The 14,857-nt window shown below is 52.1% G+C and carries 14 protein-coding genes; 10 read left to right on the forward strand and 4 right to left on the reverse strand.

Features of this window, described 5'->3' with window-relative positions:
• Positions 1-206 precede the first annotated feature (206 nt).
• Positions 207-977 carry an ABC transporter permease gene (locus N7387_RS00075; RefSeq protein WP_143970357.1) on the reverse strand — a complete coding sequence of 257 codons (771 nt, stop codon included), beginning with the start codon at positions 975-977 and terminating at the stop codon, positions 207-209.
• Positions 974-1,900 (reverse strand): ABC transporter ATP-binding protein, encoded by a 927-nt coding sequence (locus N7387_RS00080; protein ID WP_004238932.1) that lies wholly within the window; start codon positions 1,898-1,900, stop codon positions 974-976. Before N7387_RS00080 ends, N7387_RS00075 begins: the two co-directional genes overlap by 4 nt.
• A 184-nt stretch (positions 1,901-2,084) precedes the next feature.
• Here N7387_RS00080 and can point away from each other — a divergent pair, with 184 nt between their 5' ends.
• The 3 genes from can to N7387_RS00095 all read left to right on the forward strand — a co-directional run bounded on the left by can (position 2,085) and on the right by N7387_RS00095 (position 3,898).
• Positions 2,085-2,744, forward strand: coding sequence for a carbonate dehydratase (gene can, locus N7387_RS00085; RefSeq protein WP_025154028.1), 660 nt, complete (start codon positions 2,085-2,087; stop codon positions 2,742-2,744).
• Positions 2,745-3,003: 259 nt separating this feature from the next.
• Positions 3,004-3,474, forward strand: coding sequence for a hypothetical protein (locus N7387_RS00090; protein WP_279796029.1), 471 nt, complete (start codon positions 3,004-3,006; stop codon positions 3,472-3,474).
• Positions 3,461-3,898, forward strand: coding sequence for a hypothetical protein (locus N7387_RS00095; RefSeq protein WP_279796030.1), 438 nt, complete (start codon positions 3,461-3,463; stop codon positions 3,896-3,898). The genes N7387_RS00090 and N7387_RS00095 overlap by 14 nt, the downstream gene beginning before the upstream one ends.
• Positions 3,899-3,955: 57 nt before the next feature.
• Here the strand turns inward: N7387_RS00095 and hpt are convergent, their stop codons facing one another.
• Entirely contained in the window at positions 3,956-4,495 is a 540-nt protein-coding gene (hpt, locus tag N7387_RS00100; protein ID WP_279796031.1) for a hypoxanthine phosphoribosyltransferase, read from the reverse strand.
• A gap of 153 nt (positions 4,496-4,648) precedes the next feature.
• On the reverse strand, positions 4,649-6,250 hold the full coding sequence (gene cueO / locus N7387_RS00105) for a multicopper oxidase CueO (RefSeq protein ID WP_262883461.1): 1,602 nt from the start codon (positions 6,248-6,250) through the stop codon (positions 4,649-4,651).
• A gap of 213 nt (positions 6,251-6,463) precedes the next feature.
• Here cueO and N7387_RS00110 point away from each other — a divergent pair, with 213 nt between their 5' ends.
• The 7 genes from N7387_RS00110 to fbpC all read left to right on the forward strand — a co-directional run bounded on the left by N7387_RS00110 (position 6,464) and on the right by fbpC (position 14,847).
• On the forward strand, positions 6,464-6,808 hold the full coding sequence (locus N7387_RS00110; protein ID WP_262883462.1) for a YacC family pilotin-like protein: 345 nt from the start codon (positions 6,464-6,466) through the stop codon (positions 6,806-6,808).
• A gap of 143 nt (positions 6,809-6,951) precedes the next feature.
• Positions 6,952-7,581 carry a response regulator transcription factor gene (locus tag N7387_RS00115; protein WP_262858949.1) on the forward strand — a complete coding sequence of 210 codons (630 nt, stop codon included), beginning with the start codon at positions 6,952-6,954 and terminating at the stop codon, positions 7,579-7,581.
• 3 nt (positions 7,582-7,584) lie between these two features.
• On the forward strand, positions 7,585-9,132 hold the full coding sequence (locus tag N7387_RS00120; protein ID WP_279796032.1) for an MASE1 domain-containing protein: 1,548 nt from the start codon (positions 7,585-7,587) through the stop codon (positions 9,130-9,132).
• A gap of 86 nt (positions 9,133-9,218) precedes the next feature.
• Positions 9,219-10,547 carry an MFS transporter family glucose-6-phosphate receptor UhpC gene (gene uhpC / locus N7387_RS00125; RefSeq protein ID WP_279796033.1) on the forward strand — a complete coding sequence of 443 codons (1,329 nt, stop codon included), beginning with the start codon at positions 9,219-9,221 and terminating at the stop codon, positions 10,545-10,547.
• Between the two features lie 17 nt (positions 10,548-10,564).
• Positions 10,565-11,596 carry an ABC transporter substrate-binding protein gene (locus N7387_RS00130; protein WP_004236012.1) on the forward strand — a complete coding sequence of 344 codons (1,032 nt, stop codon included), beginning with the start codon at positions 10,565-10,567 and terminating at the stop codon, positions 11,594-11,596.
• Positions 11,597-11,702: 106 nt separating this feature from the next.
• Positions 11,703-13,781 carry an iron ABC transporter permease gene (locus tag N7387_RS00135; RefSeq protein WP_279796034.1) on the forward strand — a complete coding sequence of 693 codons (2,079 nt, stop codon included), beginning with the start codon at positions 11,703-11,705 and terminating at the stop codon, positions 13,779-13,781.
• Between the two features lie 16 nt (positions 13,782-13,797).
• A complete protein-coding gene (gene fbpC, locus N7387_RS00140; protein ID WP_279796036.1) occupies positions 13,798-14,847 on the forward strand; it encodes a ferric ABC transporter ATP-binding protein in 1,050 nt (349 codons plus the stop codon).
• The last annotated feature ends 10 nt before the right edge of the window (positions 14,848-14,857 follow it).

Raw genomic sequence — 14,857 nt, forward strand, 5'->3', positions numbered from 1 at the left:
AAACACATTAATTTAATTAATCTATATGGCGGGAGATAAATGCATACTAATTCTGTGATTTAACTTTGGCAGTGACGGGAACGGGAGAAGGTCTGTATTAATCGGAGATAAACCGAGGAAAAATAATTACATAGCGCAGGAAAATAATCAGGACGGAGACAAAAAGCCCGGCAACGATGTGCCGGGCAGATGATCAAAAAGCAGGATCAGGTTCTCAGTCCGCGCCCTTTCTCAATCAGGCGCCAGGTGAGCAGATAAAATACGGCAATAAACAGGCTCAGTACCCCGAGAGTGGTGGTCAGGGAAACATCACTGATACCAAGGAAACCATAACGGAAACCGCTGATCATATAGACAATCGGGTTCAGTTTGGACACCGCCTGCCAGAACGCCGGTAACAGCGTCAGGGAGTAAAACACCCCGCCGAGGTAGGTCAGCGGTGTCAGAACGAACGTCGGAATAATGCTGATATCATCAAAGCTTTTCGCAAACAGCGCGTTAAGCAGCCCCGCCAGCGAGAACAGAATGGAGGTCATCAGCAGCGTGGCAATGATCATAAACCAGGAGTGGATCTGTAACGGCACAAAGAACAGAGACACCAGGGTGACCAGAATCCCGACCAGCACACCGCGCGCCACGCCACCGCCGACAAACCCGGCGATAATGACATGGGTCGGCACCGGAGCCACCAGCAGTTCCTCAATACTTTTCTGGAATTTTGCCCCGAAAAAAGAAGAGGATACGTTGGCATAGGAGTTCGTAATCACTGACATCATAATCAGGCCCGGCACGATAAACTGCATGTAACCGACACCACCCATTTCACCAATCCGGTTACCGATAAGATTACCGAAAATAATAAAATAGAGTGACATGGTGATCACCGGCGGGATCAGCGTCTGAACCCAAATCCGCATAAAACGGGTGATTTCTTTGCGCCAGATTGTTTTCAGCGCCACCCAGTACAGCGACATCATTTCGCAGCCTCCAAATCATGATTCACCAGATGCACAAATAATTCCTCCAGCCGGTTCGCTTTGTTGCGCATACTTAACACATCAATGCCCTGCGCATTCAGCTGGGCAAAAACACCGTTCAGTCCCTGTTCACGGCGGACATCCACCTCCAGTGTTGAGGTATCAGTAAGCCGGAACGTGTAGCCCTCAAGCTGCGGCAGCGGGTTTTTTGAGCCCAGATCGAGGATAAAGGTTTCCGATTCCAGCTTACCGAGCAGCGCTTTCATACTGGTGTTTTCCACCAGCTCACCGTGCTGGATAATCCCGATATTGCGGCACAGCATTTCCGCTTCCTCAAGATAGTGCGTGGTGAGAATGATCGTGGTGCCCTGCGCATTCAGGGTTTTGAGGAATCCCCACATGGAGCGGCGCAGTTCAATATCCACCCCGGCAGTCGGTTCGTCGAGGATCAGCAGTTTCGGCTGGTGCATCAGTGCACGGGCAATCATCAGGCGGCGCTTCATCCCGCCGGACAGACGCATCGCACGCTCATCACGTTTCTCCCACAAATCCAGCTGCGTCAGATAGGTTTTCGCCCGCTCCTGCGCCAGTTTGTGCGGCACCCCGTAATAACCGGCCTGCTGCAGGACAATCTGCAGCACGGTTTCAAACGGATTGAAGTTAAACTCCTGCGGTACCAGGCCGAGCTGACGTTTGGCTAAAACCAGGTCGGTATCGATGTCATAACCGAACACGGAAACTTTCCCGCCGGTTTTATTCACCAGCGAACTGATGATCCCGATGGTGGTGGATTTTCCCGCGCCGTTCGGCCCCAGCAGGGCGTAGAAATCGCCGGCACTGACTTTCAGGTCAATTCCCCGTAAAGCCTGCACGCCGCCCGCATACTGCTTGGTTAATTGTGATATTTCCAGTGCATAGGTCATAACAGAAAAATACCTTTTTAATTTAAAAATTTGGGTGCAATATAAACCGCAATAATACCTGCGAACCGAAATCGGTTCTTGACAATTCGTCTTCTTTGCTGAAATTATTTAATAACAATTTATTAAAATTTAAATTTTTTATACAAAAGATTCTAGCGAAAGGATCTGTAACAGGCTATCCGTCATGATGAAAAAAATCGAAGAACTGTTTGCTCATAACAAGCAGTGGTCCGAATCTGTAAATGAAAAAGATCCGGAGTTTTTCAAAGAGTTAGCGCAGGCTCAAAAGCCCCGTTTTCTCTGGATCGGCTGCTCTGACAGCCGTGTTCCTGCCGAGAAACTGATCGACGCCGCACCGGGCGATCTGTTTGTACACCGTAATGTGGCCAACCTCGTCATCCATACCGATCTGAACTGCCTGTCAGTTATCCAGTATGCGGTGGATGTACTCCAGGTTGAACATATTATCGTCTGCGGTCACTACAACTGCGGCGGTATTCAGGCCGCGATTGAAGGCACCGAGCTGGGGCTTATCAATAACTGGTTACTGCATATCCGTGATATCTGGTATCAGCACAGCTCACTGCTGGGCGAACTCGCACCGCAGGATCGTATCAACCGTCTGTGTGAACTGAACGTGGTCGAACAAGTGTATAACCTGGGTCACTCCACCATTATGCAGGCAGCGTGGAAACGCGGCCAGCGTGTGATGATCCACGGCTGGATCTACGGGATTAACAACGGCCTGCTGCATGATCTGGATATCAGCTCTGACAGCCGTGAGAAAATGGAACTGGTCTACCGCCAGGCCGTCGCCAAACTGTCAAATATGCCGTCGTCCTGATCTTACCGCTGAACAGTATCTCCGGGTACTGTTCAGCCTTACGTATCATTACCATCCCGTCCGTAATATCTTGCGCTTATTATACTGATTTTATATAAGTACCTGTTCACTCCGCTTTGTTCATATTAAAGGATTTTTTATGAATACAATGATCGTCAGAGAAACCGGCATTTATTTTATCAAAGAACAGATTTATCCGAAAGGCGGGCTGCCGACCCTCGCAAATACCATCGGGCCCTCCGCGAAACAGATATACCGGATGGTACTTCAGCTTAAAATAGAGCAGGATGTTTTTTACGATAATAAAAAAGTAAATCATAATGACCTCAGTACATGGCAGCAACTCAGGGTACTGTTTGATAATGATATTATCTCACAACGTGATAAAAAAAACGGGAAAGTTATTGTCGGGTTAGAGTATGCCGGATTTGATACTTACGTGACGCCTTTCGCGGGATTTGAAGATACTCTGCCAAAAGCGCTGACAAATGACTATCTGTACAATAAGGACCTGCTTCCTGCTCCGTTCATTTATGGCAAAGATCCTATTCCGTCTGTCAGATTGTATAACAACCCCCATGTTCAGTTTTTTATGGATCAGGGCGGACGGGGCATCCCGACAGCACTGGGAAAATTTGATAAAAACAACCGCAATCTCGGTATCATAAAAAATGAAACTGAGTTTACTCAAATATTAAATATGATTAAGGCTGGTTATGAGAAAAAATGATCTGCTGATGATCCTTTCATTCAGTTTAATTAATTTAATGGCAGGCTATTCTTTATCATCAGTTGCCATGAATATCTATTTCCCGGCGGATACCACCGTCATTTATACTGATATTTCGGCTATCTTTACTACAAAAGCCATTATTGCCGCTGGCTTTTTCTGTATCAGTCTGATTTCATTTTTAATTATTTTTATCCGCAGGAGAGAGATCACCGCTCTGTCTGCTATATTAATGACTGTTATTAATGTCATTACCTTTATACTGGTCACATTCTGCTACGGTAAAATTTACTTCGGCAATATTTTTCCGGCCGGAATAACGGATGTCCCATTTTCAGTCTTTAATTATTATCCGTTACTGCTGTTAACAGCACTGATTTCCGCGATTATCCTGTTCATCATACAGAAACGGGCAACACGCTGAAATAAGATAAAAAAACGGCACCTTCCGGTGCCCTTTTCATCGTCACAACCGGACAGATTACGCTTCCAGCAGTGTCACATGGCCGATATACGGCAGGTGGCGGTAGCTCTGGGCGTAATCAATGCCGTAGCCGACCACAAATTTGTCTTCGATCGCATAACCGACCCAGTTTACCGGGACATCCACTTCACGGCGGGACGGTTTATCCAGCAGAGTGCAGATAGCCACAGAGTTCGGGCCGCGCAGGGACAGGATGTCGCGCACACGGTGTAATGTATTGCCGGAATCAATGATATCTTCCACGATCAGCACATCTTTGCCGCGGATATCTTCGTCCAGGTCTTTGACAATTTTCACATCACGGGTGGACGAGGTGCCGCTGCCGTAACTGGATACCGTCATAAAATCGACTTCATGCGGGACATCAATTTTACGGCACAGGTCAGCCATAAAAATAAAGGATCCTTTCAGTAACCCGACTAAGACCAGCTCTTTGTTGCTGTGACGATAGTGTGCGGAAATTTCGCTGCCCAGATCGGCAACACGCTGCTGAATCTCAGCTTCGGAGATCATTGTATCTAAGGTGTGTTTCTTCATGATTTTTTTGTCGTCAACGGTACGCTGTTTCAGTGGTTCGGCATTAAACCCGGTTTAATACCGGTCAGAAAGCGCGTTAGTTTAGCATACCACGGACAGATAAACAGTATCCGCGCCATGACTGACGCGGATTGTCACCGGTTAATGTTATCTTCAGGCCGTGACCGTAAAGCCGGTCATCATACCGGTATCTTCATGCTCCAGCAGGTGACAGTGCGCCATAAACGGATGTGCATTGGTCGCCGGATGGTCAAACTTCACCAGCACTTCGCTGACATTACCTTCGATCCTGACCATATCTTTCCAGCCCTGCCGGTGTGCCGCCGGTGTGCGTCCGCCTTCGCTGAGAATGCGGAAACGGGTGCCGTGGATATGGAACGGGTGCAGCATCATGTCGCCGACACCGGAGATAATCCAGCGCTCCGCCTGCCCCTGTTTCACATCAAAGGCGCTTTCGGTCATGGAGAACGGGATACCGTTGATGCTGTTGGCGTTCATCAGATCAACCTCACCGGCACCGCAGTGACCGCCGCGCATACCCTGTCCCGGGCCGTTATTCATTCCGCTCATGTGCCCGCCGCTCATATGACCGCCCATGCCGCCGTGCATGCCCATCCCTGCCATGGCCTGCGGGCCGTATTTGTCGGTCAGCATCATCATGCCCTGCATATCGAGGCGCATATCCATCATCAGACGGAACTCACGTACCGGCAGACGGGAGGTGTCGATCAGGGCAGGCATGGCTGCCAGCACATCCGGCAGTTTGCCGCGCGCGGCATCAAGTGTCGGACGGACAGACAGCACCGGCAGCGGAGCATCAAACGGTGCGAGGGTCATTCCCATCTGACGTACCGGCAAGGTGACAATATCAAACATTTTTCCGTCTGATGTGTCCACCAGCACGTCAAACCGTTCCCCCGGCAGCATCGGCAACTCCTGCACTTTCACCGGTTCGGCGAGCAGGCCGCCGTCACTGCCGACCACATACAGCGGACGCCCGTCACCGGCAGCCATCCGCAGACTGCGGGCATTACAGCCATTGAGCAGCCGCAGCCGCAACCAGCCGCGCGGGGCCATATGCTGCGGGTAAACCGCACCGTTGGTCAGCATGGTGTCACCAAACCAGCCGACCGCCGCTGACATAACATCCAGCTGATAATCAATGTCGCCGTCTGCCGTCAGACGCTTATCCTGCAATACCACCGGGATATCATCGGTGCCCCATTCACCCGGCAGACCGGTTGAAGCGGTATTGTCATCCTCAATCAGTACCAGCCCCGCCAGTCCCATTGCGACCTGATGACCGGTTTTGCCGTGGGTGTGGGGGTGGAACCAGCAGGTCGCTTCCGGTTGATCCGGGGTGAAACTGACCGTGCGGGTGCCGCCCGGGGCGATAATGGCCTGCGGCCCGCCATCCTGCTCACCACTGATTTCCAGACCGTGCCAGTGAACCGTGGTCGCTTCCGGCAGTTTATTGACGATATCCACTGTCACCGGTTTACCGCGCCGCAGTTTTAGTGCCGGGCCCAGTAAATCACCGTTATATCCCCAGGTTTGGGTGGTTTTGCCGGGAATAAACGCCATTTTCCCCTGCTGAATATTCAGGGTGATTTTTTGTGCATTATCCGCCGTTAACAGCGGCGGAATACCGAGAGCCGGGCGTTCCTGTGCCGCAAAAGCAAACCGGCTCCATGCCGGCAGCATCGTGGCAGCACCTAAGAATGCGCTATATTTCAAAAAATCGCGTCGTTGCATGATATGCTTCCTTTATCATCAGTGGTGATATGCTATGACAAAATAATTGAGTTCTGTTATAGCGCAGGCTAAACCCTGCCCTAAGGGTAAGGTCAATCTATTCCCTTTCCGGGAATAAGGGCTTTACACCACTTTAGTCAGCGGATGACATTCGTGACAAAACTATTAAAATCTTCACATAAACTGACAGGCGCTACCGGTAAACTACTTACTATGAAACTATTCCTTCACACTTTATTCAGCTGTGCCCTGCTGCTTTCCCTGCCCGCGAAAGCGCTGACGCCGTCACAGGCTGAAGATCTCGCCGGACTGACTGCGGTTTTTATTTATCTGAAAAATGATTGCGGCTACGGGGATTTACCGAATGCCCGTATCGAAAAAGCGATCTTACTGTTTGCCAAAAGTAACCGCTGGGATATGAGCAATTATGATACCCGGCAGATGGCGGAAATGAATAAAGAGAACTATTTCGACATCAAACAGATAAAGCTGCCGGAAAACTACAAATGTACTGCACTGGCCCGTGATTCACTGCCGTTACTTGCCTATGTGAAATAATTTACCGGCACCCGAATCGGTTAAGCGGTAAAAAAACAGCCGGAGAGCGGATTTCTGTATGAATGTCCTCGATTATCACCCGCTATATTGGTATAACCTCTGTCAATATTGATCCCTTTCTGCTGATAATACGCTGTCCGGACATGATAAAAATAGCGCTCATTGATGACCATGTAGTTGTGCGATCCGGTTTCGCCCAGCTCCTGACACTGGAGCCGGATATTACCATCACCGGACAATATGCCAGTGCGGCGGAAGCCTGGCCCGCACTGACCCGTCCGGATATTGATGTGGTGATCATGGATATTTCCATGCCGGATGAAAACGGATTACAGTTGCTCGCCCGTCTGCGGGAGCGCAAAACGTCCTTCCGTACCATTATTCTCAGTATTTATGATACCCCCGCCTTTGTGCAGAGTGCGCTGGACGCCGGTGCCAGCGCGTATCTCACCAAACGCTGCGGCCCGGAAGAGCTGGTTCAGGCGGTGCGTTCCGTGCATCAGGGCGGCTGCTATTTGTGTGCGGATGCCATGCGCGCGCTGCGCCAGTCACCGCCGGAGAACCGGGCGCTGGAAGAGCTGACCCCGCGTGAGCGCGAGGTGTTTGATCTGCTGGTGGCCGGGATGAGTGTGCGGGCGATAGCGGATAAACTCGATCTCAGCCATAAAACCGTTCATGTCCACCGCGCCAATGTGCTGGGCAAACTGCAGTGTGACAGCACGATCGATCTGGTTCATTTTGCCCTGGCGCATCACCTTATCGCGGGGCAATAAGCCATGAGGCGTGGTGCCCGTCTGCTGTTACAGTCGGTATTTCTGCTGTTCACCTATTCCCTGACCTGGATTGGTCTGTGGATCATCGGTTTTTATCTCAGTCAGAACAGTGTGCTGTCAGCGTTTTTTCTGCCGGAAGGCTTGCGGCTGGCGCTGATGATCCTGCTGTGGCGGCGCTTCTGGCCGACGCTGTTACTCGCCGAGCTGCTGCTGACTATCTGGCTGGCACAGGAACAGCTGCTGTCACAGCCGGTGATCCTGCTGTCGCCGCTGCTGAGCCTTATCAGCGCCTTTATTATCCAGACCACCTGGTGGCGCTACACTCTATACTGGCAGCGCCTGTTACTGCTGATCGCCGGTGTCGGTATCAACAGTCTGCTGCATACCCTGGTGTTCAGCCTGCTGACACCGCTGAGTGTTACTCAGATTTTCCTCACCACGCTGACCGGCGGTATTCTGCTGACACCGTTTGTCTATCTGATCTATGAATACCTCCATGAACAGCATTTCCGCCTGATCCTGGATTACGGCACGCCGGATCCGCAGCTGCGCACCTCGTTACTGATGTGGTGTTTTCTGTTCTGCCTGGCCGGACTCAGCGCCCAGATCTTTTTTACCCCGGAAATTGAGCGCCTGCTGGTGCTGCTGGTGTTTATCCCCAATGTTTTTATGGCCTACCGCTACGGCTGGCAGGGCGGTGTGCTCTCTGCCCTGCTCGGTAGTCTGATCATTACCTTTGCCCGCCAGTTTAACGGCGCATTTGCTGATTTGCAGGAATTACAGATGTTTATGAGCACCCAGGCGCTGATTGGTATCGGCCTCGGGATTGCCATCAGCCGTCAGCAGCAGTTGTCGCGCAATTTACAGCGCTACCGCGAACGGCTGGAGCAGGAGTTACAGGCGCGGCGGGATCTGATGCAGCAGCTGGTACATACGGAAGAGGATGTCAAAAAAGCGATTGCCCGCGAGCTGCATGATGAAATCGGTCAAAACATCACGGCGATTCAGATCCAATCCATGCTGGTCAGAAAAACCGCGCCGGATCCGCAAAGCAGCCGTGCGGCGGCACAAATCAATGACCTGGCACAGAAAATTCACCAGTCCACCCGCCAGCTGCTGCGCGAACTGCGCCCGCCGGTACTCAGTGAAATGTCTCTCGAAAATGCACTGCGTCATCTGATGACGGAATTTGCGTTCGGGGAAAACGGTATTCAGTGTGAATTTCATTACGAACTGGAACAACAGCCGGAAAATGAAACGGTACTGTTCACCCTGTACCGGCTGGTGCAGGAGTTGTTAAATAATATCAGTAAGCATGCCGGTGCCACCCATATCCTCATCACCCTGAAACAGCAACGTGACACGATACAGCTTCACGTCTCTGATAACGGCATCGGTATCCCGGAGAGCAAACGCCGCAGCGGCTTTGGTCTGCGCGGTATTGAAGAGCGGGTCCGGGCACTCGGCGGTGACTGGACACTGACCACCACCGGCGGAACCCGGATTATTGTTAACCTGCCCACATTTTCTGATGAAAATCACGAAAACTAAGACTTATTCTTAGTCATCTACTACCTTCTCTCATCCTTTTTATTGACAGATTGATTACATTTGCAGCCTGAACGGGACATAACGTAATGGCCGGAAAACAGACCCAAACCATGGATAAAACCTATCAATTCTGGCGCAACAAACTGATGTTATCGATGATAATCGGTTACGCCACGTTTTATCTGACCCGCAAGAGCTTTAACTTTGTGATGCCGGTGATGCAGACAGAACTGCATCTCGATAAAAGCGATATCGGCCTGATAGCGACCGCGTTTTACCTGAGTTACGGCATCTCAAAATTTGTATCGGGGATTTTCCACGATATCACCGGTTACCGCTGGTTTATGGGCGCGGGACTGTTTATGACCGGCGTGCTGAATATTGTGTTCGCCTGGTGCCTGTCATTTCCTGCTCTGCTGATTGTCTGGACACTGAACGGTTTTTTCCAGGGCTGGGGCTGGCCGCCGTGCGCGCGCATTCTGACACACTGGTATTCGCGCAACGAACGCGGCTTCTGGTGGGGATTATGGAATATCTCCATCAACCTCGGCGGCATTACCCTGCCGCTGCTGACCGCCTGGCTGGCGACCCGCTACAGCTGGCAGACCGCCCTGATAGTGCCGGGCATTATCGGGATGGTCACCGGCCTGTGGCTGTGCCGCCGCTTACACGGCACGCCGCAGGAGGAAGGATTACCGACTGTCGGACAATGGCGGCATGATCCGTCAGAACTGCGCCAGGAGCAGTTATCCCCGCCGCTGCCGATGCGGGTGATCCTGAAAGAGACCATTTTATGTAACCGGATGATCTGGTTACTCGGTTTCTCCTACATTCTCGTTTATCTCATCCGGATGGCGATCAATGACTGGGGAAACCTGTGGTTATCCGAAACACACGGCAGCAATCTGCTCAGTGCCAATGCCACATTGTCACTGTTTGAACTGGGCGGTTTGCTGGGGGCGGTCTGTGCGGGCTGGGGATCGGATATTTTATTCCGTGGTCAGCGCGCCCCGATGATTCTGCTGTTTTCCCTCGGCCTGTTTATTGCTGTCAGCGCCCTGTGGTTAATACCGATTCATCACTACGGACTGCTGGCGGCGTGTTTCTTCAGTACCGGCTTTTTTGTATTCGGGCCGCAAATGTTAATCGGACTGGCGGCGACAGAATATTGCCATAAAAAAGCCGCCGGTACGGTAACGGGTTACCTCGGTCTTTACGCCTACTTAGGGGCGGCAATGGCCGGGTGGCCGCTCGCGCAGGTCATGGCACATTACGGCTGGCAGGGCATGTTTACCCTGCTGACCAGTGCTGCGGCACTGACGGGATTACTGCTGATGCCGCTGCTGATAGCCAATGTCAGCAAGCGGGAACATCTGGCAGGCTCTGTTTCACTCTCCGATGACAGAACCCTATAATAAGGAAAGAACTGATAATGAAACTCAAGACCCTCTCTGCTCTCGCTGCCGCCGGTTTATCCCTGGCTGCTGTTACCACCTCTGCAAATGCCGCCGGTCGTCTGGTGGTTTACTGCAGTGCGACCAACGCCATGTGTGAAGCTGAAACACAAGCTTTCGCCAAAAAATACGATGTGAAAACCACGTTTGTCCGTAACGGTTCCGGCAGCACCCTGGCCAAAATCGAAGCGGAAAAACGCAACCCGCAGGCTGATGTCTGGTACGGCGGCACATTAGATCCGCACTCACAGGCGGGTGAGATGGATCTGCTGGAAGCGTACAAATCCCCGAATTTAGATCAGATCATGCCGCAGTTCCGTGATCCGGCCAAACGCAAAGGTAACTACTCCTCTGCGGTTTATGTCGGCATCTTAGGTTTCGGTGTGAACAAAGATCGTCTGAAAGAAAAAGGCCTGCCAATCCCGACCTGCTGGAAAGATCTGACCAAGCCGGAATACAAAGGCGAAATCCAGATTGCTGACCCGCAGAGCTCCGGTACGGCTTACACCGCACTGGCGACATTTGACCAGCTGTGGGGCACCGATCAGGCATTCGATTACCTGAAAAAACTCAACAGCAACATCTCCCAGTACACCAAATCCGGTATTGCCCCGGCGCGTAACGCCGCCCGTGGTGAATCCGCTATCGGTATCGGCTTCCTGCACGACTATTCCCTGGAAGTGGAAAACGGCGCACCACTGGAGTTAATTTCCCCGTGTGAAGGCACCGGTTATGAAATCGGCGGTATCAGTATCCTGAAAAATGCCCGTAACATGGACAACGCCAAACTGTTCGTGGATTTCGTGCTCTCCAAAGAAGCTCAGGAAATCAGCTGGAAAGAGGGTAAATCTTACCAGATCCTGACCAATACCACGGCTGAATCCTCACCAATGTCACTGAAACTCTCTGATCTGAAACTGATCAACTACGATATGGATAAATACGGCGATGCAGAAACCCGTAAGAATCTGATCAACAAGTGGGTCACCGAAGTCAAAATGAGTAAGTAATGTTGTCTGCCGCGCGGTGTTCTGCCGCGTGGTCTTGTTTTTATTATAATAATTATATTGTCTTGTCTCATTCAGTTGAGTGAGAACGGGCAAGGGAGATTCTTTAATGTCTGAAACCCTGACTCTGCCTTCAAAACAGGGACGGGATTCCATCTTCTTATGGCTGCTGATCGCGTGGCTGGGCTTTGCCCTTCTGCCGTCCTGGAGCCTGGATTATGGTTTAACCGACTCCACACCAGATGAAATTCTTGCCGCTTACGGCTGGCACGGGCTGAATGTCAGCTGGCTCTGGTATCTGCTGCCGTCAGTGCTATTTTTCCGTTCGCTGACACCGGCATCCCGCGACCAGCGGGGACGTCACTATACCGATATCGGGATCGCCGTTCTGACGGCAGTGGTGGCGGTTGTCAGCGCCGTATGGGAAGGAAAAGGCCTGGGTTATTCCGCTATCGTGCTGTTTATCTCGCTCGGCATGATCATGACCCTCGCCCTCAAGCGCCTGGAATGGCTGGGCGGTGACCAGTTTGTTATCGGCTCGCTGATTGCGGTGGTCGGCCTGATTGCGTTGTTTATCGTATTCCCGAGTGTCGCGATTTTTATCCCGATGTTCACCGACAATAACGGGGATTTCGCGCCGTTCGCGTTTGTATCGATTCTCACACAGTCCCATATTGTGCAGGTCATCTGGAACTCCGTGATGCTCTCACTGGCGGTCGGGGCGGGCTGTACCTTCTTCGGATTGATTCTGGCGATTTATACCAGCCGTATCGCAAAACGCTCGGCAATTATCGGTCGCGTGTTCTCCATCCTGCCGATTGTCACCCCACCGTTTATTGTCGGCCTCGGTGTCACCCTGATGATGGGACGTTCCGGTTATGTGACCGAATTCCTCGCCACTTATGCGGGGCTGGAAAACACCAACTGGCTGTACGGTTTCACCGGGATCTGGCTGGCTCAGGTGCTCGCCTTTACGCCGATGTCCTTTATGATCCTCGACGGTGCCATCAAAACCATTCACCCGTCACTGGAAGAAGCGTCTTACACCCTGCGCGCCAACCGTTTTCAGACGTTCTTCAACGTCTTTATGCCGCTGCTGAAACCGGCGCTGGCTAATGCCTTCCTGATTGTGATTGTGCAGTCGCTGGCAGACTTCAGTAACCCGCTGGTTCTCGGCGGTAACTTTGACGTGCTCGCCACCCAGATCTATTTCTATATCACCGGTTCCCAGCTTGATTATCAGGCCGCCAGTACCCTCGGTGCTTCTCTGCTGGTCTTCTCACTGCTGGTCTTTTGCGTGCAGTATATGTGGATCGGCAAACGCTCCTATGTCACGGTGTCCGGTAAATCGTACCGGGGTGATGTGCAGCCGCTGCCTGCCGCGCTGGTTGCGTTTGTCACCACGTTCCTCGCTATCTGGGTTGTCTTCAACCTGGTGCTGTACGGCAGCATTTTCTACGGCAGCTTTACCGTGAACTGGGGGGTGGATTACACCTTAACCCTGGATAACTTTATCAAGCTGTTCGGTCAGGGCATGAATGACGGCGCATGGCCTTCACTGCTCGACACCCTGCTCTACGCCGGGATCGCCGCACCAATCACCGCCGTGCTCGGCCTGCTGATCGCCTACATTGTGGTGCGCCAGGAATTCCGTGGTAAAAAGACCATCGAATTTACCACCATGCTCTGCTTCGCGGTGCCGGGAACGGTGGCGGGTGTGTCTTATATCCTCGCCTTTAACGATTCCCCGTTCTATTTAACCGGGACGGCGGCAATCGTGATTATCTCCATGACAATGCGAAATGTGCCGGTCGGGATCCGCGCCGGTATCGCCGGTCTGGGGCAAATAGACAAATCCCTGGATGAGGCGTCACTCAGCCTGCGGGCCGGTTCGATGCGGACGATTTTCCACATCCTGCTGCCGCTGCTGCGTCCGGCGATCCTGTCTGCGCTGATTTACAGCTTTGTCCGCGCCATCACCACGGTCAGTGCCATTGTGTTCCTCGTGACACCGGACACCCGTGTCGCCACCGCCTATATTCTGAACCGCGTGGAAGACGGCGAGTACGGTGTGGCGATTGCCTATGGCTCAATCCTGATCGTCGTGATGCTGGCGATTATTTTCCTGTTCGACTTTTTGATTGGCGAAGCCCGTGTTTCACGTTCCAAAGCCAAAAATGCACAGTAATCATGGAGTAACCGACATGACACAACAAAGTTTTGTTGAATTAAAAAATGTGACTAAACGCTTTGGCACCAACACGGTCATCGACGATTTAAGTCTTTCTATTCCGGCGGGCAGCATGGTCACCCTGCTCGGCCCGTCCGGCTGCGGAAAAACCACCGTGCTGCGTCTGGTAGCGGGGCTGGAAAAGCCGACCGAAGGCAAAATGTTCATCGATGGCGAGGATGTCACAGACCGTTCCATCCAGCAGCGTGATATTTGTATGGTGTTCCAGTCTTACGCGCTGTTCCCGCATATGTCCCTCGGCGATAACGTCGGTTACGGGCTGAAAATGCTGGGCCGTCCGAAAGCAGAAGTGAAAGAGCGGGTGGAGGAAGCGCTGGAACTGGTGGATCTGGCGGGGTTCTCCGATCGCTTTGTCGATCAGATCTCCGGCGGACAGCAGCAGCGTGTTGCGCTGGCCCGTGCGCTGATCCTCAAACCGAAAGTGCTGTTATTTGATGAACCGCTGAGTAACCTCGATGCCAACCTGCGCCGCAGCATGCGGGAAAAAATCCGTGAATTGCAGCAGCAGTTTAATATCACCTCTCTGTATGTGACCCACGACCAGAGCGAGGCCTTTGCGGTTTCGGATATGGTGCTGGTGATGAACAAAGGGAAAATCATGCAACTGGGCTCACCGCAGGAACTGTATCGTCAGCCTGCCTCGAAGTTTATGGCGAGCTTTATGGGTGATGCCAATATCTTCCCGGCGACACTGACCGGTGATGCCGTTGAGATTTTCAGCTATCGCCTGCCGCGTCCGCCGCAGTTCGTCACAGACAAAAGCAGTGTTACTGTCGGTGTGCGTCCGGAAGCCATTACCCTGAGTTTGCAGGGCGATGAGAGTCAGCGCTGCACCGTGTCTCATGTGGCCTATATGGGGCCGCAGTATGAAGTGACCGTCGACTGGCACGGACAGTCCATGCTGTTACAGATTAACGCCACACAATTGCAGCCGTCTGTCGGCGACAGTCTGTTCCTGCAAATCCATCCTTACGGCATGTTTATTCTGCCGGAAGAGCAGTAATTTTCCCCTG

This window comes from Morganella sp. GD04133, from assembly GCF_029835375.1.
Taxonomy (GTDB): Bacteria; Pseudomonadota; Gammaproteobacteria; order Enterobacterales; family Enterobacteriaceae; genus Morganella; species Morganella morganii_B.